We start from the raw sequence: 23,931 nt of genomic DNA, 5'->3' as shown, positions 1-23,931 counted from the left end.
CGCATTGCAAGGAGAAGGCAATGACCAAGCAGACCTATCCGGTGTACGGCGAGATCACCGGCCCGATCGTCATGATCGGCTTTGGTTCGATCGGCCGCGGCACCCTGCCCCTGATCGAACGCCATTTCAAGTTCGACAAGAGCCGGATGGTGGTCATCGATCCGCGCAATGACGAAGCCGAGCTGCTCGCCAAGCATGGCGTGAAGCACATCCAAGCGCATGTTACGAAGGAAAACTACAAGCAGCTGCTGAAGCCGCTGCTGACCGAAGGCGCTGGCCAGGGCTTCCTGGTCAACCTCTCGGTCGATACCGGTTCGGTCGACCTGATGCGCTTCTGCCGCAAGCTTGACGTTCTCTACATAGACACCGTTATCGAGCCGTGGCTCGGCTTCTACTTCGACAAGAGCATGAAGAATTCCGAGCGCACCAACTACGCGCTGCGCGAAACCCTTCGTGCCGAAAAGAACAAGAACCCGGGCGGCACCACCGCCGTGTCCACCTGCGGCGCAAATCCGGGCATGGTCTCCTGGTTCGTCAAGCAGGCACTCGTCAACCTCGCCAACGAGACCGGCCTGAAGTTTGAAGAGCCGATAGCCGACGATCGCGAAGGCTGGGCCAAGCTGATGAAGAAGCTCGGGGTCAAGGGCGTGCACATCGCCGAGCGCGACACCCAACGCACCAAGAACCCGAAGCCACTGAACGTTTTCTGGAACACCTGGTCTGTCGAAGGCTTCATCTCGGAAGGCCTGCAGCCCGCCGAACTCGGCTGGGGTACCCATGAGAACTGGATGCCGAAGAACGCCAAGAAGCACAAGAAGGGCTGCAAGGCGGGGATCTACCTCGAGCAGCCGGGCGCCAACACCCGTGTGCGTACCTGGTGCCCGACCCCCGGCCCGCAATACGGCTTCCTGGTCACCCACAACGAATCGATCTCGATCGCCGACTACTACACGGTCCGCGACAAGGACGGCGAAGTGACCTACCGTCCGACCTGCCATTATGCCTATCACCCGGCCAATGACGCCGTGCTCTCGCTGCACGAGATGTTCGGTAATGGCGGCAATGCCCAGCCTGTGCTGCACGTTCTTGACGAGAACGAACTGGTCGACGGCGTCGATGAACTCGGTGTGCTGCTCTACGGCCACGAGAAGAATGCCTACTGGTACGGTTCGCGCCTGTCGCTGGAAGAAACCCGCCGCATCGCCCCCTACCAGAACGCCACCGGCCTGCAGGTCAGCTCGGCCGTTCTGGCCGGCATGGTCTGGGCACTGGAGAACCCCAAGGCTGGCATCGTCGAAGCCGACGAAGTCGACTACAAGCGCTGCCTCGAAGTGCAGGCGCAGTATCTCGGCCCGGTCGAGGGACACTACACAGACTGGACCCCGCTTGATGGTCGACCGGGCCTTTTCCCGGAAGACATCGACACCAAGGATCCGTGGCAGTTCAAGAACGTCCTCGTTCGCTAAATTTGTTTCTGCAGACGGCAAGTTCGCCCGCTGCTCCAAGCGGCGGGCTTTCTGTTGCCAAATGTCAATAAGTTGCCGCTAATCCTGCATATCCCCCCTCCACAAGGAGCGGCGGACTTGCTTTCACCATGTCTTCGCGGCATGGTTTGGCGAAATCAGTCAGGCATTTCAACGTCGCGGGGCGAAAGCGACAGGCAGGAGACGGTAATGAAAATCAAGTCTATTGTAGCATTGCTGGCATGCACCGGGACGCTGGCCGCCTGCTCCTCGACCGGTCCGCGGCAGCCCCTTCCTCCGGTTCGTCAGGCGCCGACCGTCGATGGCGCGTGGGTCGATCCGAACGGCATCGTCTCGACCTTCCGGGCAGGCACATTCTCCACCCGCACGACCGACAGCAACCAGTTGCTCGCATCCGGCACCTATATGATGGTTTCGGATCGGCTCGTCGAAATCAACATGACCTCGCTGGTGCGCAACACCCAGTCCAAGGTGAATTGCGCCCTGGTGACGCCGAGCCAGCTGAACTGCACGTCCGACGCCGGTTCTCAATTCTCGCTTGCCCGCCGCGGTTGAGCGCGGGTTCCAGCATAATTCCATGACGACCGGTCGGCGGCGACGCTGGCCGGTTTTTTTGTCACCAGCACAGGCTTTGTCTTCGCGCCGTTTTCCTCTTGCAGTTGCCCCGACTTGGTGAAAACATCGCTTCGACTAAGACTTTTGAACACGCGGGAATGCCGCACGGCACCTCGGAATTCTATTTTGAAAACAGGAGAAAAGCGATGTTGAGACACCTGCGATCTGGTTTATTGAGCGCTTCCGTGCTTGCCCTGTCAACCAGCGCTGCCTTCGCTGATTTCGAGCTGAACATCCTCCACACCAACGATTTCCACTCGCGGATCGAAGAGATCAACAAGTATGATTCGACTTGCAGCGCCGAGGAAGCTGGCAAGAATGAGTGCTTCGGCGGCATAGCCCGCATGAAAACCGCCATCGATGCCCGCAAGGCGGAACTGAAGGACACCAACGTCCTGGTGCTCGACGCCGGCGACCAGTTCCAGGGCTCGCTGTTCTACACGACATACAAAAGCGCCCCGATCGCTGAGTTCATGAACGACATCGGCTACGATGCGATGGCCATCGGCAACCACGAATTCGACGATGGTCCGGAGGAACTGGCGCGCTTCATCGACGCCTTGAAGTTCCCGATGGTCTCCGGCAACGTTCTGGCCGGCCTCAACACGCCGATCGCCGAAAAATACAAACCCTACATCATCAAGGAATTCGGCGCGGAAAAGGTCGCCGTCGTCTCGGTCCTCGCGACCGACACCGATGAGACCTCGTCGCCCGGCCAGGACGTGCTCTTCATCGACGAGATCAGCTATCTGAAGGATGCCGTGAAGGAGATCGAGGCGGCCGGCGTCAACAAGATCGTGCTTCTTTCGCATGTCGGCTATGTCAAGGATCAGGAGATCGCCAAGGCCGTCGATGGAATCGACGTGATCGTCGGTGGCCACAGCCATACCCTGCTGTCCTCGACCGACGAAAAGGCAGTTGGCCCCTATCCGACACTGGTAAAGAATCCCTCCGGCCAGGACGTGCCGATCGTCACGGCCTACGCCTATTCCAAGTATCTCGGCGACCTGAAGGTCGTGTTCGATGACGCGGGCGCCATCAAGACTGCCGAGGGAGCGCCAAAGCTGCTCGACCACTCCGTTGCGCCTGATGCAGCCTATGTAGCCAAGGTCGCCGAACTCGGCGCGCCGATCGAAGAACTGAAGATGAAGGAAATCGGCGAGACCACGGATGTCATCGACGGTTCGCGCGAAGTCTGCCGCACGGCAGAATGCACGATGGGCAATCTCGTCGCCGACGCTATGGTCGACCGCGTAAAGGATCAGGGGATAACGATCGCCATCCAGAACGGCGGCGGCCTGCGTGCCTCGATCGATGCCGGCACTGTCACCATGGGCGAAGCCCTGACCGTCCTACCCTTCCAGAACACGCTCGCCACGTTCAAGCTCAAGGGCTCCGACATTGTCGCGGCACTCGAGAACGGCCTCGGCCAGATCGAGGAAGGTGCCGGCCGCTTCCCGCAGGTCTCCGGTCTGAAGTATTCGTTCGACAAGTCGAAGCCGGCTGGCAGCCGCGTCGTCTCGGTCGAGGTGAAGGAAGGCGACGGCTTCGTCGCGCTCGATCCGGAAAAGCTCTACGGCATTGCCACCAACAACTACATGCGCGCCGGCGGCGACGGCTACAAGATCTTCGCCACGGCAGGCCAGAACGCCTATGACTTCGGTCCAGGCCTCGAAACCGTCCTGGCCGACTACATTGCCAAGAACAGCCCCTACAAGCCATACACCGACGGCCGCATTACCGAAGTCGCGGCAACTGTAACGCCTGCGGCAACCACCGAAGCTCCGGCTACGACAACCGAGGCGCCCGCGACTACCGCCCCGGCCGCCAGCGACGCCGTGGCGGGGACCGCGAAGACGTACACGGTCGTCCGCGGCGACAGCCTTTGGAAGATTGCGCTCGCCACCTATGGTGACGGCAATCTGTGGACCAAGATTGCAGAAGCCAACAAGCTGAGGAATCCGAACGTGATCGGGGTCGGCGACGAACTCGAGCTTCCCGCCAACTAGGGGGGCGGTATGCCGCAGCTGTGGAACCGGTGCGGGCTTTCCCGTGCCGGTTTTTGCTTTTAAAGGATGATCCCGAAAGCGCTCTCCAACGTATTGGATATCGAGCGCCATCAGCAGGATTTCGACATGACCATAGACACATCTCACCTCCCCTCCGATCATCCGCCGGTCAAATTCGGCAAGGTCGGGGTGCTACTCGTCAATCTTGGCACGCCGGACGGCACCGACTACAAGTCGATGCGTCGTTATCTCGAGGAGTTCCTCAAAGACCGACGCGTCATTGAGTGGTCGCGGTGGTTCTGGTATCCGATCCTCTACGGCATCGTCCTGAACAAGCGGCCTCAGAAGGTCGGCAAGGCCTATGAGGCGATCTGGAATAACGAGCTGAACGAAAGCTATCTGCGGACCTATACGCGCAACCAGGCGGAAAAGATGGCAGCATCCTTCGCCGACCTTCCGAACGTGCGCGTTGACTGGGCCATGCGCTACGGCCAGCCGTCGATCCGCTCCAAGATGGACGAACTTCAGAAGGATGGTTGCGAGAAGATCCTCGTCTTTCCGCTCTATCCGCAATATGCCGCTGCCACCACTGCAACGGTGAACGACGAAGCCTTCAAGGCACTGCTGGACATGCGGTGGCAACCGGCACTGCGAACCGTTCCGCGCTATCACGACGACCCGGTTTACATCGAAGCACTGGCCACCTCGATCCGCAAGCACCTCGCAACCCTCGACTGGGAGCCGGAAATGGTGCTGACATCGTATCACGGCATTCCGCAGTCTTACTTCAAGAAGGGCGACCCATATCACTGCCAGTGCTACAAGACGACCCGTCTGCTGGGCGATGTGCTCGGCTGGGACAAGACGAAGCTCATGGTCACCTTCCAATCGCGTTTCGGACCGGAGGAATGGCTCCAGCCCTATACCGACAAGACGGTCGAAAGACTGGCCAAGGAAGGCGTGAAGCGGATCGCCATCATCAATCCAGGCTTCGTTTCCGACTGCCTTGAGACCTTGGAGGAAATCGCCGGTGAAGCGGGCGAGGAATTCCTCCACAATGGCGGGGAGAAATTCACGCACATTCCCTGTCTAAACGACAGCGAGGAAGGCATGCGCGTGCTGGAGCATGTCGTGCGCCGCGAGCTTCAGGGCTGGGTCTAATCGTCTCCAACCAGACGCTTCGGCCTTGCAATGCCTTCGTCGCCGTCCGATGGTAGAACCATGCGGACGGTGCCCCAACCCCGCGTCAAGCACTGTCAGGAGAACACATCATGGATTTTGCTGGTCCCGATATCGTCGTCATCGCGCTCGTTGCCCTTGTCATCCTCGTTCTCTTCGCTGGTATCAAGACCGTGCCGCAGGGCTTCCGCTACACGATCGAGCGCTTCGGTCGCTATACGCGCACACTGGAGCCCGGCCTCAACCTGATCGTGCCCTTCATCGAGCGGATCGGCTCCAAGCTCAACGTCATGGAACAGGTGCTCGACGTTCCGACCCAGGAGGTCATCACCAAGGACAATGCCAGCGTCTCGGCCGACGCAGTCGCCTTCTACCAGATCCTCAACGCCGCCCAGGCCGCCTATCAGGTCGCCGATCTGGAAAACGCGATCCTGAACCTGACGATGACAAATATCCGCTCGGTCATGGGCTCGATGGATCTCGACGAACTGCTGTCCAACCGCGAGGTCATCAACGACCGTCTGTTGCGCGTCGTCGACGAGGCGGTCGGCCCGTGGGGCATCAAGGTCACCCGCGTCGAGATCAAGGATATTCAGCCGCCGAAGGATCTGGTCGATGCCATGGGCCGGCAGATGAAGGCGGAGCGTGAGAAGCGCGCCCAGGTGCTTGAAGCCGAAGGTTTCCGCAACGCGCAGATCCTGCGCGCCGAGGGCGCCAAGCAATCGGCAATCCTGCAGGCAGAAGGCCAGCGCGAAGCCGCCTATCGCGAGGCGGAAGCCAGAGAGCGGCTGGCCGAGGCGGAAGCAAAGGCGACACGCATGGTGTCTGAGGCGATCGCCGCCGGGGACATCAATGCGATCAACTACTTCGTCGCGCAGAAATACACCGAGGCCATGAGCGCGATCGGCACGGCGCCGAATTCCAAGGTCGTGCTGATGCCAATGGAAGCCTCGAGCCTGATCGGCTCGCTCGGTGGCATAGGCGCCATCGCGCGCGAGGTCTTCGGCGATCAGTCCGCCGCGCCGCGTGCCCGACCGACGACACCCGCAGTACCGGCGCGCACGACACCGGCGGTCAATCCATTCGCACCCGACCGGGAGACCTGAGCAATGCTGAGCCGCATGGTCGCTGAACTGGGTCCGTGGAGTTGGTGGCTGCTTGGCCTGTTGCTGCTGGCCGCCGAACTCCTGCTCCCCGGCGTCTTCCTGGTGTGGATCGGCATCGGCGCGCTTGCGACCGGGGTTATCTCGCTGCTGCTTTGGGAGAGTGCCGTATGGGGCTGGCAGATCCAGTCACTGACCTTCGCCGCGCTGGCGGTCGTCGCTACCTTGCTTGGCCGCAGGTTCTTGTCGAAATCGGACCAGGTAACCGACGAACCGCTGCTGAATCAACGTGGCGCGAGCCTAGTCGGCCGTACCGCGACCCTGCAGGAGCCAATTGCCGAGGGGCACGGGCGTATCCGCCTCGATGACACCTTCTGGCCGGTGCTGGGGCCGGACCTTGCGGCAGGCACCCAGGTTCGAATTGTTTCGTGGAATGGTAGTGACTTGACCGTAGAGGCCGCCTGATCAGGCGACGCCGATCCGGAGCAGATCGTGGAAGTGCACGATGCCGAGCGGCGTGCCGTCTTCCTCGGTGACGAACAGCGCCGAGATATTGTGCTGGTTGAGTAAACCCATGGCGCTGGTCGCCAGAACGGTCGAGTTGACCGTCTTCGGATTGCGGGTCATCACGTCATCGACCAAGGTTTCGCCGAGATTGACGCTCAGGTGTCGGGCAATATCGCCGTCGGTGACGATGCCGCACAGCGTTCCGGCCCCATCGATCACCCCGACGCAGCCAAAACGCTTCATCGACAGGACGGTTATCGCTTCCGGCATCGAGGTGCCGACCGGAACGAGCGGAAGGCTGTCGCCGGTGTGCATGATGTCGGAGACATGGCTAAGCATAGCGCCCAGCTTGCCACCCGGATGGAAGGTGCGGAAATCATGGGCCGTGAAGCCGCGTGCTTCAAGCAGAGCGATGGCGAGCGCGTCGCCCATGGCGAGCTGCATGATGGTCGACGTCGTCGGCGCAACGCCATGCGGACAGGCTTCCTGCTCCTTCGGCAGAAGAAGGACGATGTCGGCTTCGCGCGCCAGCGTCGAGGTCGCGCCGGCTGTAAGGGCGATCAGCGGAATGGAAAAGCGGCGCGAATAGGAAAGGATGCCGTGCAGTTCGGTGCTCTCGCCGCTCCAGGACATGGCAAGGATCACGTCGTCGCGGGCAATCATGCCGAGGTCGCCATGATTGGCTTCCACCGGATGGACGAAGAAAGAGGGCGTGCCGGTCGAGGCAAAGGTGGCGGCGAGCTTCGTGCCGATATGGCCGCTCTTGCCGACGCCGGTGACGATCACGCGACCGGAAATGCCGCCGATGACCCTGATGGCATTGCAGAAAGGTCCAGCAAGGCTCTCGGTGAGCGCACGTTCCAGGGCGTCCAACCCGGCCCGTTCGGTTGAGACCACCCTAAGAGCCGATTCGATGGCTCCAGCTTCGACAAGATTTACAGCGCGCTTGATCATGGCGGTTCCTTACTGCTTTTGTCTGCACCTGTCCAGAAGATCAGATGATCATCAACTCTGGGAGGAAACGTCATGCACAGCTTCACGGCAAAAATCTGTTACGCCCGCCCGCGAGCACTCATTTCGGGACAGCGCACCGACGGCAACTAAACGTTAACCACAGCGCTTTACCTTTGGGTAAGCATTCCAGCATTGCCGGGCGAAGTCCAGATGGTTCAGAATACAAAGACCGAAGCGGAGGGCGCACGCCGCCGGGTATCCGCTCTCTCGGCCGGCCTACTGACCTGCGGCCTGCTCGGCCTCGTCGTGCCCGCAGTGGCACAGACTGCAGATCCGTCCACCACCTGGACGCCGTTACCGGGCCAGAGCCGCAACAATGCCACCCTGCCGGCCACGGGAGATCCGACTGCGACCGTTGATCCGACCACCGCAGCCGCGACGGGCGACGCGGACGGCATGACAGATCCCCTCGGCGCGGATGCCTTGGCCACGGATGCAGACCTGGACGTCAATGCCCGGCCGCTCGATCTCGGCCGACAGAACTTGCGCGAAACAACTCTGGATGACCCGACGGCATTGAGAACGCGCCGCGACCTGGATGGCGAAGGCGTCCACATCGGCACGATGGTGCTGCGCCCGTCGATCAGCGAAAAGCTCGTCCATGAGCGGACCAACAGCGGGAACCGCACGTTCTCCGAAACCGGCCTCAAGGGAACGCTGACGACCGACTGGTCGCGCCACGAGCTGATGATCAGCGGGGAAGGCTATTGGCAGGAGAACCTCTCCGGCGACGGGGCGACTGATCCTCGAGCAAACATCAACGCCGACTTGCGCCTCGATCTCGCCGACCAGACCGTCGCCCACATCAAGGGCGGATACAACTTCAGCCGAGAGGATAGTGACGACCCGAACGCCATTTCCGGCGCCTCGGTCCAGTCCGGCATCCACCAATACACCGGCGGCGTTTCGGTGGAGCACGACTTCGGCCGTCTGCGCGGCACGATTGCGGCCGACATCACCCGGTTTCAGTATTCCGATGCGGAATTCCCGGACGGAACCACCCTCTCACTCAGCGATCGCAACCGTCTGTCGGGCGAGTTGCGCGGACGCATCGGCTACGAAATCTCTCCCGCCCTCACCCCCTTTGTCGAAGTGGCGATCGGCAAAGTCAACTACGATGACAGGCGCGATTCTTCCGGCTATGCGCGCTCCGCCGACACCTATGCGGCAAAGGCCGGCATCGCCGTCGATTTCGGCGAGAAGCTCAAGGGTGAACTAGGCATCGGCTACGAGCGCCAGCGCTTCGAGGATTTGCGACTCGATGATCTCGCCGCAGTGACCGTGGACGGCAACGTCACCTGGTCGCCGCGCCGGGGGACCGATGTCGATCTTGGGCTTTCGACGACCATTGATCCGGCAACCACCGCCGGCCTGAACGGTTCGGTGATCTACAACCTCAATTCCAAGGTGCAGCATCAGCTCCGCGAAAATCTCGTGCTTCGACTGGCAAACGCGATCGAATGGACGCGCTATCCGGACAGCGCATTGGCCCAGAACGCCGTCACCTATACGACGGGCGCAGGCTTGACCTGGGGGATAAACCGCTACCTCGATTTGACGACGGATATCGAATACGAGCGCACTGAGCGGAACGGATCCGCCAGCAGCGACGTGCTGACCACCTCGATCGGCCTCACCGCCAAGCGCTAGAGCGTTGCGAAAACGATACAGCCGCGCCCTCCACGGACGCGGCTCCAGCATTCGCGAGACGCCGCCGCCTACTTCAGCGCTGCCAGCAGCGCCTTGAGTGGTTCCTCGATCATCGGACGGATGTCGGCGCGCTCGATGGCGAAGGAGACATTGGCGAGGATGAAGCCATCCTTGGCACCGCAGTCGAAGGTCTGGCCCTTGAAGTGATATCCGGCAAAGGCCTGTTCCTTGGCGAGCTTGAGCATGCCGTCGGTGAGCTGGATCTCGTTGCCGGCACCACGCTCCTGCGTTTCAAGAATGGCGAAGATTTCCGGCTGCAGGATGTAGCGGCCGTTGATGAAGAAGTTCGAAGGCGCCGTGCCTTTGGCCGGCTTCTCGACCATTTCGGTGATGCGGAAGCCGCCCTCCAGCACCTCGCCGACGCCGACGATGCCGTATTTGTGGGTCTGCGACGGATCGCACTCCTCTACCGCAACGATATTGTCGCCGGTCTTTTCGTAGAGCTCGACCATGCCCTTGAGGCAACCCTTTTCGCCACGCATGATCATGTCCGGCAAGAGCAGCGCAAACGGTTCGCGGCCGACGATGTCGCGAGCGCACCAGACCGCATGGCCGAGACCGAGTGGCTCCTGTTGACGGGTGAAGCTCGCCGAACCCGCCTTCGGCAACAGACCTGAAAGCAGCGTCAGTTCGGCATGCTTGTTACGCGCCTTCAGCGTCTGCTCCAATTCGTACTGGATGTCAAAATAGTCTTCGATCACGCCCTTGCCGCGGCCCGTGACAAACACAAAGTGCTCAATACCAGCCTCCGCAGCCTCGTCGACCACATATTGAATGACCGGCTTATCGACGACGGTCAGCATTTCCTTCGGAACAGCCTTGGTGGCCGGAAGAAAGCGCGTGCCGAGACCGGCGACAGGGAAAACAGCTTTACGGAGTCTCTTTCGGTGAACCACACATTCCTCCTCGAGGCTTCTGCCCGGGCTTCTTTAACAAGCACCCGCGCACTACTATATATTCGCTACCATTTCGCAAAGGTTTTGCGAGGCCCTGCTGCATGGTAAAGACTTTGTTGACGCTGTTGCCTTAACCTTGGCTGAACAGCCTCCAGATCGGCTGGAAAAGAACCGTAACAGAACGGGGATGTTCCCATGACGAGAAAAAATCGCAAGCTTTTCGGAGCTATTGCCATTTCCATCGCCGCCGGCCTCATGGCCGGACCGGCCTCGGCAGACGCTGGCTTCACTAAGTGGATCAATGGATTCTACGCAACGGCCGCCAAGAGCGGCATCAGCCAGAAAACCTATAGCCAAGCCTTCGCGGGGGTTACCACGCCTGATCCCCTCGTACTGGAAAAGGCCCGCTATCAACCAGAATTCAAGTCGAAGATCTGGGATTATCTCGACTCGCGCGTCAATCCCTACACGGTCAAGATCGGCCGCGAGATGGCGGCCAAGCACGGTTCGACGCTTGCCTCACTTGAACGCCATTTCGGTGTCGACAGGAATGTGCTCCTCGCCATCTGGTCGATGGAGTCCAATTACGGCGCGGCGCTTGAAAACCCCGATCGGCTGCATCACGTGCCGCGCGCACTTGCAACCCTCGGCTACGCCGACACCAGGCGATCGAAATATGCCAAAAGCCAGCTGGTCGCCGCCCTGAAGATGCTGCAAAACGGCGATGTATCCTCCAAGAACCTGATGGGCTCATGGGCGGGGGCAATGGGCCATACGCAATTCATCCCCTCCAGCTACCTGCTCTATGCGATCGATGCCGACGGCAATGGTCGGAAGGACATCTGGCATTCAGTGCCGGATGCGCTCGCAACCGCGGCCAATCTGCTGGCGAAGAACGGCTGGCAGACAGGACAGACCTGGGGTTTCGAGGTCGTCGTTCCAAAGGGTGGCCACGCCCATGCGGGGCAGACCAAGACCCTCGCCCAATGGGCGGCGTTGGGCTACGTGCGGCCGAGCGGCAAAGGCTTCAAGAACGGCAACCAGCGGGCCGAACTGAAAATGCTGGGTGGCACCAACGGTCCAGGCTTCCTGATGACCAAGAACTTCTTCGTCATCAAGCGCTACAACGCCGCCGACAGCTACGCGCTCGCCGTCGGATTGCTTGCCGACGAAATCGCCGGCTACGGCGGGATGCAGCAGGCATGGCCCCGCCCAGATGGCAGCCTGGACATCAAGGAAAAGTTCGAACTGCAGGACCGCATGCGGGCCCTCGGCTATTACAACGGCGAGATCGACGGCAACTTTGGTTCCGGCTCGAAGGCCGCCATTACCGCGATCCAGACACGCCTCGGCATGGCCGCCGACGGCCAGCCGACGCGGGATCTGTTAGACAAGCTGCGCAATTGACAATTGCGCATGCCCGCCTCACATATCCCCGGAGTGTCCAAGGATAGTGCGGCACGGATAGGACGACGACCGGGATGCGGCAGACGCGGCGAAATATGGGCGCTCGGGGCTGGTGTGCTTGCGCGTTTGCGTTTGCCTTCATCGCGATCTCGACGCTTGCCTCCACGGCAGAGGCCCAGCAGACGCGCCAGCCACGCAACCTGATCGAACTGTTCTTCGGCACGCGCGAACAACGTTTCCCCGAGCCACCGCCGCCACCGCCGCGCAAGGCGAAACCGCCGAGCACCGTGAAAAAGCAGACGAAAAGCGTCACCAGCATCACCACCGCGCCAAAGCCACCACCACCGCCGCCGAAGATTGAGAACGCCCGCAAGATCCTGGTGGTTGGCGACTTCGTCGCGGACGGCCTTGCAACGGGGCTGCAGGAGGCCTTTGCTGCCTCGCCAGGCGTTATGATCGAGGAGCGCAGCAATGGCTCGTCCGGTCTGGTGCGCACCGACTATTACGACTGGCAGTCCGAATTACCGGCCATGATCGCCGAGCTGCGGCCCGACATTGTCATCGTCGAAATCGGCGCCAACGATCGCCAGCAGATGACGACCGCTTCGGGTAGGCTCGATTTCCGGACCGATGGGTGGTTTCAGGAATACGAGCGGCGCGTGACCGCGTTCGGCAAGATCATCACGGATGCAAACGTCCCATTGCTCTGGGTAGGCCTCCCTGCGTTCCGCCCGCAGAACATGACCGCCGACGCATTGACGCTCAACACCGTCTATCGCCGTGCGGTGGAACGCATTGGCGGAGAATTCATCGACGTATGGGACGGCTTCGTCGACGAGGAAGGACGCTTTATCCTCACCGGATCCGACATCAATGGCCAGCAGGTACGTCTGCGCGGCTCCGACGGGATCAATCTGACGGCGGCCGGCAAACGCAAGCTGGCATTCTACGCTGAAAAATCCGTGCGACGCCGCCTTGGAGACATGACGAGTCCGGATCTCTTGCGCCTGGACGCCGGCAGCCTGCCGGATCTGCTGAGCCTGCCTCCGTCGGAAATACAGACTCTGGTCAAAACGCAACCGATGGATCTTTTCGATCCGGAGCTTGACGGCGCGACTGAACTGCTCGGCGCAGCCCCCCTGCCTGTCTCCTCGATGCCGACGCCACGCGACCAACTGGTAAAGGACGGCACTTTGCCGCCGCCGCCGTCCGGTCGAGTGGACGACGTGCGCACGCCCCGGGCCGACGCTCCCATAAGCGAATAGGGCCGCGTCGAACGCGGCCCATCCAGGACAATCGAGTTCACTGGACCGTTTTCTGGTTCAGCGTGGCAGGACGCTCGCGCCCATCAGCGCCTCGTCGATGGCGCGCGCCGCCTGGCGGCCTTCGCGGATCGCCCAGACGACCAGCGACTGGCCGCGGCGCACGTCACCAGCGCTCCACAGCTTGTCGACCGATGTCTTGTAGTCGCGATCATTGGCAACGACATTGGTCGAACCGCGACGGTCGGTATTGAGCGTCAGCTTGCCGTCTAGTTCCTTGACGACGCCGTCGTTGAAGGGGCCACGGAAGCCGATGGCAATGAAGGCGAGATCGGCCTTGATGATGAATTCCGAACCGGCGATCGGCTTGCGCTTCTCGTCGACCTGACAGCACTTGACGCCCGTCAGCACGCCGTCTTCGCCGACGAATTCGAGTGTGCCGACCTGGAACTCGCGGATCGCGCCTTCGGCCTGGCTGGATGAGGTCCGCATCTTGGTCGCCCAGAACGGCCAGATGGCGAGCTTGTCCTCGGTTTCCGGTGGACGAGGACGAATGTCGAGCTGGGTGACCTTCACCGCGCCCTGGCGAAAGGCAGTGCCGACGCAGTCGGAGGCCGTATCGCCGCCTCCGACAACGACGACATGCTTGCCGCCGGCGAGGATCGGATCGGAGGGCCAGCCGACACTGTCGACATTCTCGCGCCCGACTCGGCGGTTTTGCTGCACCAGGTAGGGCATCGCGTCATAGACACCGTGGAAATCGACACCGGGCATCCCGGCCTCGCGCGGCGTTTCCGAGCCGCCGCAATAGAGCACGGCATCGTAGTCCGCCAGCAGCTTCTCGACCTTGACGTCGACGCCGACATTGACGCCGCAATGGAAGGTGACGTTCTCGCCTTCCATCTGCTCGACGCGGCGGTCGATGAAGTTTTTCTCCATCTTGAAGTCCGGAATGCCGTAGCGCAGCAGCCCGCCGGGCTTGGTTTCGCGCTCATAGACATGCACTTCATGGCCGGCGCGGCCGAGCTGCTGGGCAGCGGCCATGCCAGACGGGCCAGAGCCGATGATCGCCACCTTCTTGCCGGTGTGAACCGTGGCCGGCTGCGGCACGATGAAGCCGAGTTCATAGGCCTTGTCGGCGAGCGCCTGCTCCACCGTCTTGATCGCCACCGGCATGTCTTCGAGGTTCAGCGTGCAAGCTTCCTCGCACGGAGCCGGACAGACGCGGCCTGTGAATTCCGGGAAGTTGTTGGTGGAATGGAGGTTGCGGATCGCCTCTTCCCACTTGTTGTTGTAGACGAGGTCGTTCCAGTCGGGGATCTGGTTGTGCACCGGGCAGCCGGTCGGGCCGTGGCAATAGGGTATGCCGCAATCCATGCAGCGGGCGGCTTGCTTGGTGACCTCGGCATCCGACATCGGAATGGTGAACTCGCGGAAATGACGGATGCGGTCGGACGCCGGCTGGTACTTCATGACCTGCCGGTCGATTTCCATAAAACCTGTAACCTTGCCCATAGTCTTTATCCTGCTCAAGTGTCTCGTGGACGGCACGCTTGCGTGCCCGAAGGGTGCCCCGCCGCAAGACCGGCGGGACGGCTTCGAAAGGCGGTTACTCCGCCGCGACTCCCATGCGCATGCGCTCCATCTCTTCCAAAGCACGACGGTACTCGACCGGCATGACCTTGCGGAACTTCGGACGGAAGCCGGCCCAGTTATCAAGGATCTGCTTGGCGCGGGCCGAATCCGTGTAGTGCAGATGGTTCGAGATCAGCTGGTAGAGGCGTTCCTCGTCATGACGGTTCATGTCGCCCGACACGTCGACGAGGCCCTTGTGCATGAGGTCGCCGCCGTGATGGTGCAGTTTCTCGAGCATGTCGTCCTCTTCCGGAACCGGCTCGAGCTCGACCATCGCCATGTTGCAACGCGAGGCAAAATCGCCACTCTCGTCCAGGACATAGGCCACACCGCCGGACATACCGGCCGCAAAGTTGCGTCCCGTGCCGCCGAGCACGACGACGACGCCGCCCGTCATGTATTCGCAGCCGTGGTCGCCCACGCCTTCGACGACTGCGACAGCGCCAGAATTGCGAACCGCGAAACGTTCGCCGGCCACACCGCGGAAATAGCATTCGCCAGCGATTGCGCCGTAGAGAACAGTATTGCCGACGATGATCGACTCTTCGGCGATGATCCGCGTGTTTTCTGGTGGCCGAACGATGATGCGGCCACCCGACAGACCCTTGCCGACATAGTCATTGCCGTCGCCGACGAGGTCAAATGTAATGCCACGGGCAAGGAAAGCACCGAACGACTGGCCGGCCGTGCCGTTGAGCGTCACATGAATGGTGTCGTCCTTCAGGCCCTTGTGGCCGTAGCGCTTGGCAAGCTCGCCCGACAGCATGGCGCCAGCCGAACGGTCGACGTTCTTGATGTCGACGTCGAACACCACCGGCTGCTTAGCCTCCAGCGCTGGCATGGCCTTTTCGATCATCTTGCGGTCGAGCACGTCATCGATCGGGTGCTTCTGGCGTTCGGTCCAGTAGGTTGCGGACTTCGCAGCCTCAACCTTGTGGAAGATCTTCGAGAAGTCGAGGCCCCTGGCCTTCCAATGCGCCAGCATCTCGTCCTTCTCGAGCAGTTCGGAAGCACCGATGATCTCGTCGAGCCGGGCGACGCCCAGCGAGGCGAGGATCTCGCGCACTTCCTCGGCAACGAAGAAGAAGTAGTTGACGACGTGCTCCGGCGTACCCTTGAAGCGCTTCCTGAGGACCGGGTCCTGCGTGGCGACACCCACGGGGCAAGTGTTGAGATGGCACTTGCGCATCATGATACAGCCGGCAGCAATCAGCGGCGCGGTGGCAAAGCCGAACTCGTCAGCTCCGAGCAGCGCGCCGATGATGACGTCACGGCCGGTCTTCAGGCCACCGTCGACCTGCAGCGCGATGCGCGAGCGCAAGCCGTTGAGCACCAGCGTCTGTTGGGTTTCGGCGAGGCCGATTTCCCAAGGGCTACCTGCATGCTTCAGCGAGGTGAGCGGCGATGCGCCCGTACCGCCGTCGAAGCCGGCAATGGTGATATGGTCAGCGCGCGCCTTGGCGACGCCGGCGGCAACCGTGCCGACGCCGACTTCCGACACGAGCTTGACCGAGATGTCGGCCACCGGGTTGACGTTCTTCAGGTCGAAGATCAACTGGGCCAGATCTTCGATCGAATATATGTCATGGTGCGGCGGCGGCGAGATCAGGCCGACGCCGGGGGTCGAGTGGCGGGTCTTGGCGATCGTCGCATCGACCTTGTGGCCGGGCAACTGGCCGCCCTCGCCGGGCTTTGCGCCCTGCGCCACCTTGATCTGCAAGACGTCGGCATTGACCAGATATTCCGTCGTCACGCCGAAGCGGCCGGAAGCGATCTGCTTGATCGCCGAACGTTCGGGGTTCTGGCTGCCATTGGCGAGCGGCAGGTAGCGGTCTGCCTCTTCGCCGCCCTCGCCGGTGTTCGACTTGCCGCCGATCCGGTTCATGGCGATGGCGAGCGTGGTATGCGCTTCGCGGCTGATCGAGCCGAATGACATCGCGCCGGTCGAGAAACGCTTGACGATCTCGACGGCCGGCTCGACGTCGTCGATCGAGATCGGCTTGCGGCCGAGCGCTTCGGCGCCTTTGATCTTGAACAGGCCGCGGATCGTGTTGAGCCGCAGAGAGGTCTCGTTGACCATCGCCGCAAACTCGCGATAGCGCTCCTGGCTGTTGCCGCGGACCGCATGCTGCAGGGCCGCGATCGAGTCCGGGCTCCAGGCATGGCTTTCGCCGCGCATGCGGTAGGCATACTCGCCACCGATGTCGAGCGTATTGGCAAGCAGTGGATCCTTGCCGAAGGCCGCCCTGTGCCGGGCGACAGTTTCCTCGGCGATCTCGGCAAGGCCGATGCCTTCGATGATCGTCGCCGTGCCGAAGAAATACTTTTCCACCAGTTCAGACGACAGGCCGATCGCGTCGAAGATCTGCGCGCCGCAATAGGACTGGTAGGTCGAGATACCCATCTTCGACATGACCTTGAGTATGCCCTTGCCGACCGCCTTGATGTAGCGATAGACGACTTCGTCTTCCGAGACTTCCTTCGGGAATTCACCATGCTTGTGCATGTCGAGCAGCGTGTTGAAGGCGAGATACGGGTTGATCGCCTCGGCACCGTAGCCGGCCAGACAGCAGAAGTGGTGGATTTCGCGCGGTTCACCCGTTTCCACGACGAGGCCGACGGAGGTGCGAAGCCCCTTGCGGATCAGATGGTGGTGCACGGCCGCCGTCGCCAGCAGCGCCGGGATCGCGATACGGTCCGGCCCGACCTGGCGGTCGGACAGCACGATGATGTTGTAGCCGCCCTTGACCGCAGCCTCGGCGCGCTCGCAGAGCCGGTCGAGCATTTCCGGCATGCTTTCCGCACCCCGATCGGCATCATAGGTGAAGTCCAGCGTCTTGGTATCGAAACGGTCTTCGGTATGACCAATCGAGCGGATCTTCTCCAAATCGCCATTGGTGAGGATCGGCTGACGCACTTCGAGCCGCTTGGCATGCGCCATGCCGGCATGGTCGAGAATGTTGGGCCGCGGGCCAATGAACGACACGAGGCTCATGACCAGTTCCTCACGGATCGGATCGATCGGCGGGTTGGTGACCTGGGCGAAGTTCTGCTTGAAATAGGTGTAGAGCAACTTCGACTTCTGCGACATGGCGGAAATCGGCGTGTCGGTCCCCATCGAGCCGATCGCTTCCTGGCCGGTCGTGGCCATCGGCGACATCAAGAGCTTGGTGTCCTCGGTGGTGTAGCCGAAGGCCTGCTGGCGGTCGAGCAACGAGACGTCGCGGCGAAGCGCCCGCGGCTCCACCGGCTTCAGGTCTTCGAGGATCAGCTGGGTGCGGTCGAGCCATTCACGATAGGGATGGCTCTTGTAGAGTTCCGACTTGATCTCCTCGTCGCCGATGATGCGGCCCTTTTCCATGTCGATCAGCAGCATCTTGCCCGGCTGTAGCCGCCACTTCTTGACGATCGTCTCCTCGGGCACGGGAAGCGTGCCGGCCTCCGACGCCATGATGACGCGGTCATCCGTAGTGACGATGTAGCGGGCCGGACGCAGACCGTTGCGGTCGAGCGTCGCGCCGATCTGGCGACCGTCGGTAAAGGCAACGGCAGCCGGACCGTCCCACGGCTCCATCAGGGCCGCGTGATACTCGTAGAATGCCTTGCGCTCCGGGCTCATCGACTGGTTGCCGGCCCAGGCCTCGGGGATCAGCATCATCACCGCCTGGGCCATGGGATAGCCGCCGCGCATCAGGAATTCGAGCGCGTTGTCGAAGCAGGCGGTGTCCGACTGGCCCTCGTAGGAAATCGGCCACAGCTTGGAAATATCGCTGCCGAACAGCGGCGAGGAGACCGAAGCCTGGCGCGCCGCCATCCAGTTGACGTTACCGCGCAGGGTGTTGATTTCACCGTTGTGGGCGACCATGCGGTAAGGATGCGCCAGCTTCCATGATGGGAAGGTATTGGTCGAGAAGCGCTGGTGGACGAGCGCTACGGCCGACTCGAAGCGCGGATCGGCGAGATCCTTGTAATAGGCGCCGACCTGGAAGGCGAGGAACATGCCCTTGTAGACGATTGTCGAGGAAGACAGGGACACCGGATAGAAGCCGGTATCTTCGCCCTTGAATTCGTCATAGATGCGGTTGGAGATCACCTTGCGCAGCAGGAACAGCCGGCGCTCGAACTGTTCCTGGGTCGCGGCATCGCGGCCGGCGCCGATGAAGACCTGGATATGGCGCGGCTCGGTCGCGGCAATGTCCGGCGCCTTGGAGAGCGAGGAATTGTCGACCGGTACGTCGCGGTAGCCGATCAGTTCCTGGCCCTCGGCCTGACAGACATCGGCAATGATCTTCTTGAAATGCGCGATCTGCGTCTCGTCCCGCGGGAAGAAGAAATGTCCGACGGCATATTCGCCGGCCTTCGGCAGGGTGATGCCCTGCTTGGCCATTTCCTCACGGAAGAAGCGGTCCGGGATCTGCACGAGGATACCCGCGCCGTCGCCCATCAGCGGATCGGCACCGACGGCGCCGCGATGGGTGAGGTTCTCCAGGATAAACAGGCCGTCCTTGACGATCTGGTGCGACTTCTGACCCTTCATGTGGGCGATGAAGCCGACGCCGCAGGCATCATGCTCGTTCTTCGGATCGTAGAGGCCCTGCTTGGCGGGAAGACCATAGGCGGCCGCTCGCACCGGGCGATCTTCGTTCGCCGTAGCGCTAGCCTGCATGATCTCTTCGGATGGCGTCATCTTGGTCATTGCCTTCCCTCCATTTGGGCCCGGAACACCCGCGCCTGTTCCCGCCAGTACCGCTGGCGCCGATGCCGGTGCAGCCGCCTCAGTCTGGCGAGTATTACCCTCACCATCATGACAAGCAAACCGAACCGGCTCAAGAATGTTCAATTAGGTCAATTATCCTGACCTATTTTCGCAAGCTCTATGACAGAAACTGCAAAGTGACGCAAGGCACTGCAACAAAAATATGTGGGCCATATGGATCATTTGTTACGCCCTGAACCACATACTGGTAATTTTATTACCCTGCGTCGCAGGTTTTCCCACAACTTGTTACGCAGACGTATAATTCAACATCGGTCCGTCATGGAATGGATTGATCGGCCCGGCGAAATCCCTAATCTCCCCAACGACGGATTCACTCGCCACAAATGGAATTATTGTCATGTTTTTCGCCTCCGATAATTGGGCTGGCGCCCACCCCCGAATTGCCGAGAGCCTTGCACGCGAGGCCACCGGCTATGCTGCCGCTTACGGTACCAGCGATCTCGATCGGCGCATGGAGGAACGTTTCAACGACCTGTTCCAGCGCGAGGTTGCGGTCTTCTTCGTCGGCACCGGCACAGCCGCGAATTCGCTTGCGCTCGCCTCGGTGGCCAAGCCCGGTGGCGTCACTTTCTGTCATTCGGAGGCTCATGTCACGGCCGACGAATGCGGCGCGCCGGAATTCCTCACCGGCGCCTGCCGGCTCGTTCCGGTTCACGGGCCGGGCGGCAAGATGGACAGGGATGCACTCACCGCTGCGATCGGCCGCTTCCCGCCGGGTGCTGTGCACCAGGGCCGCCCGATGGCGGTCACTATTACTCAGGCGACCGAATCCGGCACTGTCTACACGCTCGATGAAATCGAGGCGATCGGCACAATCGCGCGCGAGAACGACCTGCCGCTTCACATGGATGGCGCCCGTTTCGCCAATGCCCTTGTCGCCCTGGAAACAACGCCGGCCGACATGACCTGGAAACGCGGCGTCGACATCCTCTCTTTCGGCGCCACCAAGAATGGCTGCTGGTGCGCCGAGGCGATCATCTTCCTGAGGCCGGAGCTGGCGCGCGAAATGCCCTTCATCCGCAAACGCTCCGCCCAACTGTTCTCCAAGACGCGCTTCATCTCCGCGCAATTCGAGGCCTATTTCGAAGACGGCCTCTGGCTCGATCTCGCCCGCAACGCCAATGCGATGGCGGACCGGCTGCGCACCGGCATTGGCGGATCGGCGAAGAGCCGGCTCGCCTGGAGCACCACGACCAACGAAGTCTTTGCCGTCCTGACCAAGGATGCGGCAGAACGCACCGAAGCCAAAGGTGCCAGGTTCTACGACTGGCCAATTCCGGCCGAGACGCCGGACCTGCTGCAGGAAAACGAAATGTTGATCCGCCTGGTCACGAGCTTTGCCACCACGGAGGAAGACGTCGACCGTTTCGTGGAATTCCTGGCCTGACGGTTCACGGGGACTTAAGATGTGAAAAAGGGCGGCCCTTCGAGAGAGCCGCCCCTTTCTATTGAACACCAGTTGCCGATCAGGCGACGCGCGCCTCGATCGCCTTCGGCACATTCACCGGTTCCGCGCTGATCGCAATCCGGCGCGGCTTCATCGCTTCCGGGATGTTGCGCAGAAGATCGATGTGTAGCAGGCCGTTTTTCAACGAGGCGCTCTGGACTTCCACATGGTCGGCAAGCTGGAAGCGGCGCTCGAAGGCGCGCTTGGCGATTCCGCGATAGAGGAATTCGTTCTGCTCGGCCTTATCTTCCTCGGCTTTCTCGCCCTTCACTGTGAGCACATGGGCATGGGCCTCGATCGAAATCTCGGTTTCATCAAAACCGGCGACCGCCATGGTGATGCGATAGGTGGTCTCGCCCGTACGTTCAATGTTGTAGGGCGGATAGGTCTGTGCCTGCTCCGGTTGGCCAAGGCCGTCCAGCATGGTGAACAGGCGATCGAAGCCGACGGTCGAGCGATAGAGGGGGGAAAAGTCAACGTGACGCATGGTGTCCTCCTTGAAGCGACGTTTTGCGATTTTCTGCTCCGGCGCCCCGTATCCGGCGGCGGCGGAATGAAATGCGATCCCTTGATGGCGACCACGGAAATGAGATGGGATCCGCGCAATTCAAATTCAAGGCCGGCTCTTGTCCGATGAATTCAATGTGAACACTTGGTTCAGGAAGGGTTCAGTGCATCCCGGCCAGACTTTGACTATCGGATGACTCGACCCGATGGCCGCAAGAGGACGTCCCTCCCTTCCGGTCCCTCTTCGCCGGAACCGCACCCTTGTCCCCGCTTGAGCGGTTCCGGCTTTTTTCTTTGACCTTGTCCGGCCTTCAGCCTATCCGATGAAGAGAGGGCGGTTTCGCCCGGCCACGTTTAGGCGAATGCGAGCATGGACCCCATCCTACACGCCACTCCCGGCAATCCGATCCCTGGAACTCCTGTCGCCGGCTTCTTCACCGGCCATGGCGGCGTGAAGCTGCGGTATGCGGTCTTTCGCTCCGAGCAGCCGGTCGCCAAGGGCACCGTGATCCTTCTGCATGGACGCAATGAATCCATAGAGAAATACTTCGAGACCATCCGCGACCTCAATGCGCGCGGCCTCTGGGTGGCGACCTACGATTTCCGTGGTCAGGGCGGCTCGCAGCGCCTGCTGAAGTCCCCCCGCAAAGGCCACGTCCATCGCTTTTCCGACTACGTCCGGGATCTCGAGCTCTTCATAGAGCACATCGTTCTGCCCGACACGCGGCTTCCCTTCTTCCTGCTTGCCCATTCGACCGGCGGGCTGATCGCGCTTTCCGCCGCTCCAAGGCTTGCCAACCGCATCGACCGGATGGTGCTGCTCGCGCCTTTTGTGGGCCTGGGCGGCCAGAAGTTGTCGCCGAGAAACATCCATCGGATCTCGACGATTGCCACCTTCACCGGCTTTGGCCGCATATGCCTGACCTCGGACGATCCGACGAGACCCTATAACGACAATCCGCTGACCTCCGACCCGCAGCGCTACCAGCGCAATGTCGAGATCCTGAAGGCCCACCCTGATCTGGCGGTCGGGCCGCCCACGGCGCGCTGGCTCTACGAGGCCCAGGAAACCATCAAGCGGGTCTCGTCGCCGAGGCACCTCGCCTCAATTACCGTGCCGACCGTCATCGTCGCGCCCGGCAACGACCCGATCGTCCCGTTCCATTACCAGGAAAAGCTCTCGCAATATTTCCGCGCCGGTCAACTCGTGCCGGTGCCAGGCGCCATGCACGAGATCCTGCAAGAGCGCGACCGCTACCGCGCCCAGGCGCTGGCGGCCTTCGACGCATTCGTCCCGGGCGGCGACCCCGAGGCTGAGGATGCCCCCGCGAGCGTCCTTGCTGCCTTCGCCGAAGAGTAACGTCAGCTGTCCTTCAGAATCTGCAGGGCCTGGGCATGCAGCGTCGCGCTGCCGGCCGCAATAATGCGGCCGCCACCTTCCGGCCGCTCCCCTTCCCAGGTGGTGATGACGCCACCCGCCTGTTCGATGAGCGGGATCAGCGCCCCGACATCATAGGGCTTCAGCACCGTCTCGATGACCAGATCCACGTGTCCGGCCGCCAGCAGTGCATAGGCATAGCAATCGATGCCGTAGCGGAAGAGCTGTACCTTATCCTGCACCGCCTGGTATTTCGCCAATTCCGCCCCCTTGAAGAGGTGCGGTGAGGTGGTGAAGAGGATGGCGTTCTCGATGCCGCCGCAATCGCGGGTGCGGATCTGCCGTTCGCCGTCGGGTCCGCTGTACCAGGAGCATTCGCCGTCGGCGAAATAGCGCTCGCCGGTGAAGGGCTGATCCATCAGGCCCATCACGGAACGGCCCTTCTCCCGGAAGCCGATCAGGGTTCCCCAGACAGGTACGCCCGAAATGAAGGCGCGCGTACCGTCGATCGGATCGATCACCCAGACATGGTCGCGGTCAGTGCCGATGTCCTCGTGCTCCTCGCCAAGTATTCCGTGCTCCGGGTATTCGGATTCGATTAGCGCGCGGATCGCCGCTTCCGCCGCGCGGTCTCCCTCGGTGACCGGATCAAACCCACCGCGTTCCTTGTTGGTGACGAACAGCGGCGAACGGAAGCGCGGCAGGGTTTCGGCCTTGGCGGCTTCGGCGAGACGATTGAAGAAACTGCGATCGGGACGCATCGGATTTTCCGCTCGTTGAAAGGGATCGGGATTGCAGTCTCATAAAGCAGTCCCGGCGATTTGCAATCGCTGTGCGGATCAGCCGCCTCGAAGGGAGTTGCACAAAAAAGAGCCCCGCTTAAAAAAGTGCCTATTTGCGTCTTGACGATTGTGCGTCGCAGCAATAGTCTCTTTTTGCAGTCTCCGGACTGTAAATACCCTCCTTGGGTGTTTCCTCCCTAGACTTAGCCGCGCCCA

17 protein-coding genes are annotated in these 23,931 nt (G+C 61.5%); 11 read left to right on the top strand and 6 right to left on the bottom strand.

Annotation, left to right across the window (positions count from 1 at the left end):
• Positions 1–20 precede the first annotated feature (20 nt).
• The 6 genes from ACWPVA_RS02100 (at position 21) to ACWPVA_RS02075 (ending at position 6,855) form a co-directional block, all read left to right on the top strand.
• Complete coding sequence (locus ACWPVA_RS02100) at positions 21–1,466, top strand: homospermidine synthase (RefSeq protein ID WP_454286099.1); 1,446 nt, start codon at positions 21–23, stop codon at positions 1,464–1,466.
• A 207-nt stretch (positions 1,467–1,673) separates the two neighbouring features.
• Positions 1,674–2,039: an outer membrane lipoprotein Omp10 gene (gene omp10, locus ACWPVA_RS02095; protein ID WP_454286098.1), complete on the top strand. Its 366-nt coding sequence runs from the start codon at positions 1,674–1,676 to the stop codon at positions 2,037–2,039.
• Between the two features lie 206 nt (positions 2,040–2,245).
• On the top strand, positions 2,246–4,108 hold the full coding sequence (locus tag ACWPVA_RS02090; RefSeq protein WP_454286097.1) for a 5'-nucleotidase C-terminal domain-containing protein: 1,863 nt from the start codon (positions 2,246–2,248) through the stop codon (positions 4,106–4,108).
• Between the two features lie 126 nt (positions 4,109–4,234).
• On the top strand, positions 4,235–5,269 hold the full coding sequence (hemH, locus tag ACWPVA_RS02085; protein ID WP_454286096.1) for a ferrochelatase: 1,035 nt from the start codon (positions 4,235–4,237) through the stop codon (positions 5,267–5,269).
• Between the two features lie 110 nt (positions 5,270–5,379).
• Complete coding sequence (locus tag ACWPVA_RS02080; RefSeq protein WP_454286095.1) at positions 5,380–6,393, top strand: SPFH domain-containing protein; 1,014 nt, start codon at positions 5,380–5,382, stop codon at positions 6,391–6,393.
• 3 nt (positions 6,394–6,396) lie between these two features.
• Positions 6,397–6,855: an NfeD family protein gene (locus ACWPVA_RS02075; RefSeq protein WP_454286094.1), complete on the top strand. Its 459-nt coding sequence runs from the start codon at positions 6,397–6,399 to the stop codon at positions 6,853–6,855.
• On the opposite strand, the gene ACWPVA_RS02070 is transcribed toward ACWPVA_RS02075, so the two are convergent.
• Positions 6,856–7,851, bottom strand: coding sequence for a KpsF/GutQ family sugar-phosphate isomerase (locus tag ACWPVA_RS02070; protein WP_454286093.1), 996 nt, complete (start codon positions 7,849–7,851; stop codon positions 6,856–6,858).
• A gap of 210 nt (positions 7,852–8,061) precedes the next feature.
• Between ACWPVA_RS02070 and ACWPVA_RS02065 the strand changes: the two genes are divergently transcribed.
• Entirely contained in the window at positions 8,062–9,561 is a 1,500-nt protein-coding gene (locus tag ACWPVA_RS02065; RefSeq protein ID WP_454286092.1) for an outer membrane beta-barrel protein, read from the top strand.
• Positions 9,562–9,629: 68 nt separating this feature from the next.
• Here ACWPVA_RS02065 and galU read toward each other — a convergent pair whose 3' ends face one another.
• Complete coding sequence (gene galU, locus ACWPVA_RS02060; protein WP_454286091.1) at positions 9,630–10,517, bottom strand: UTP--glucose-1-phosphate uridylyltransferase GalU; 888 nt, start codon at positions 10,515–10,517, stop codon at positions 9,630–9,632.
• A 195-nt stretch (positions 10,518–10,712) separates the two neighbouring features.
• On the opposite strand from galU, the gene ACWPVA_RS02055 reads away from it, so the two are divergent.
• Positions 10,713–11,924 (top strand): lytic murein transglycosylase, encoded by a 1,212-nt coding sequence (locus ACWPVA_RS02055; protein ID WP_454286090.1) that lies wholly within the window; start codon positions 10,713–10,715, stop codon positions 11,922–11,924.
• A gap of 95 nt (positions 11,925–12,019) precedes the next feature.
• Positions 12,020–13,189: an SGNH/GDSL hydrolase family protein gene (locus tag ACWPVA_RS02050; RefSeq protein WP_454286089.1), complete on the top strand. Its 1,170-nt coding sequence runs from the start codon at positions 12,020–12,022 to the stop codon at positions 13,187–13,189.
• Positions 13,190–13,246: 57 nt separating this feature from the next.
• On the opposite strand, the gene ACWPVA_RS02045 is transcribed toward ACWPVA_RS02050, so the two are convergent.
• Both ACWPVA_RS02045 and gltB read right to left on the bottom strand, forming a co-directional pair.
• Positions 13,247–14,701 carry a glutamate synthase subunit beta gene (locus ACWPVA_RS02045; RefSeq protein WP_454286088.1) on the bottom strand — a complete coding sequence of 485 codons (1,455 nt, stop codon included), beginning with the start codon at positions 14,699–14,701 and terminating at the stop codon, positions 13,247–13,249.
• Positions 14,702–14,795: 94 nt separating this feature from the next.
• Positions 14,796–19,508 carry a glutamate synthase large subunit gene (gene gltB / locus ACWPVA_RS02040; protein ID WP_454289505.1) on the bottom strand — a complete coding sequence of 1,571 codons (4,713 nt, stop codon included), beginning with the start codon at positions 19,506–19,508 and terminating at the stop codon, positions 14,796–14,798.
• A gap of 430 nt (positions 19,509–19,938) precedes the next feature.
• Here gltB and ACWPVA_RS02035 point away from each other — a divergent pair, with 430 nt between their 5' ends.
• Entirely contained in the window at positions 19,939–20,988 is a 1,050-nt protein-coding gene (locus tag ACWPVA_RS02035) for a threonine aldolase family protein (RefSeq protein ID WP_454286087.1), read from the top strand.
• Between the two features lie 79 nt (positions 20,989–21,067).
• On the opposite strand, the gene ACWPVA_RS02030 is transcribed toward ACWPVA_RS02035, so the two are convergent.
• Positions 21,068–21,535, bottom strand: a complete 468-nt coding sequence (locus ACWPVA_RS02030; RefSeq protein ID WP_454286086.1) for an Hsp20 family protein — start codon at positions 21,533–21,535, stop codon at positions 21,068–21,070.
• Between the two features lie 390 nt (positions 21,536–21,925).
• Here ACWPVA_RS02030 and ACWPVA_RS02025 point away from each other — a divergent pair, with 390 nt between their 5' ends.
• Positions 21,926–22,915 carry an alpha/beta fold hydrolase gene (locus ACWPVA_RS02025; protein WP_454286085.1) on the top strand — a complete coding sequence of 330 codons (990 nt, stop codon included), beginning with the start codon at positions 21,926–21,928 and terminating at the stop codon, positions 22,913–22,915.
• 2 nt (positions 22,916–22,917) lie between these two features.
• Here ACWPVA_RS02025 and hisN read toward each other — a convergent pair whose 3' ends face one another.
• Positions 22,918–23,694: a histidinol-phosphatase gene (gene hisN, locus ACWPVA_RS02020; protein WP_454286084.1), complete on the bottom strand. Its 777-nt coding sequence runs from the start codon at positions 23,692–23,694 to the stop codon at positions 22,918–22,920.
• Positions 23,695–23,931 lie beyond the last annotated feature (237 nt).

The organism is Rhizobium arsenicireducens, assembly GCF_964021225.1.
The sequence above is the reverse complement of the archived record's forward strand: the minus strand, read 5'-3'. Positions and strand labels throughout refer to the sequence as shown.

Bases quoted from the DNA above. Each gene is read 5' to 3' on its own strand.
- ACWPVA_RS02055 (WP_454286090.1), top strand. From the start codon at position 10,713: ATGACGAGAAAAAATCGCAAGCTTTTCGGAGCTATTGCCATTTCCATC.
- gltB (WP_454289505.1), bottom strand. From the start codon at position 19,508: ATGACGCCATCCGAAGAGATCATGCAGGCTAGCGCTACGGCGAACGAA.
- ACWPVA_RS02045 (WP_454286088.1), bottom strand. From the start codon at position 14,701: ATGGGCAAGGTTACAGGTTTTATGGAAATCGACCGGCAGGTCATGAAG.
- ACWPVA_RS02090 (WP_454286097.1), top strand. From the start codon at position 2,246: ATGTTGAGACACCTGCGATCTGGTTTATTGAGCGCTTCCGTGCTTGCC.
- ACWPVA_RS02075 (WP_454286094.1), top strand. From the start codon at position 6,397: ATGCTGAGCCGCATGGTCGCTGAACTGGGTCCGTGGAGTTGGTGGCTG.
- ACWPVA_RS02025 (WP_454286085.1), top strand. From the start codon at position 21,926: ATGGACCCCATCCTACACGCCACTCCCGGCAATCCGATCCCTGGAACT.
- ACWPVA_RS02030 (WP_454286086.1), bottom strand. From the start codon at position 21,535: ATGCGTCACGTTGACTTTTCCCCCCTCTATCGCTCGACCGTCGGCTTC.
- omp10 (WP_454286098.1), top strand. From the start codon at position 1,674: ATGAAAATCAAGTCTATTGTAGCATTGCTGGCATGCACCGGGACGCTG.
- ACWPVA_RS02035 (WP_454286087.1), top strand. From the start codon at position 19,939: ATGTTTTTCGCCTCCGATAATTGGGCTGGCGCCCACCCCCGAATTGCC.
- hisN (WP_454286084.1), bottom strand. From the start codon at position 23,694: ATGCGTCCCGATCGCAGTTTCTTCAATCGTCTCGCCGAAGCCGCCAAG.
- hemH (WP_454286096.1), top strand. From the start codon at position 4,235: ATGACCATAGACACATCTCACCTCCCCTCCGATCATCCGCCGGTCAAA.
- ACWPVA_RS02070 (WP_454286093.1), bottom strand. From the start codon at position 7,851: ATGATCAAGCGCGCTGTAAATCTTGTCGAAGCTGGAGCCATCGAATCG.
- ACWPVA_RS02100 (WP_454286099.1), top strand. From the start codon at position 21: ATGACCAAGCAGACCTATCCGGTGTACGGCGAGATCACCGGCCCGATC.
- ACWPVA_RS02080 (WP_454286095.1), top strand. From the start codon at position 5,380: ATGGATTTTGCTGGTCCCGATATCGTCGTCATCGCGCTCGTTGCCCTT.
- ACWPVA_RS02050 (WP_454286089.1), top strand. From the start codon at position 12,020: ATGGGCGCTCGGGGCTGGTGTGCTTGCGCGTTTGCGTTTGCCTTCATC.
- ACWPVA_RS02065 (WP_454286092.1), top strand. From the start codon at position 8,062: ATGGTTCAGAATACAAAGACCGAAGCGGAGGGCGCACGCCGCCGGGTA.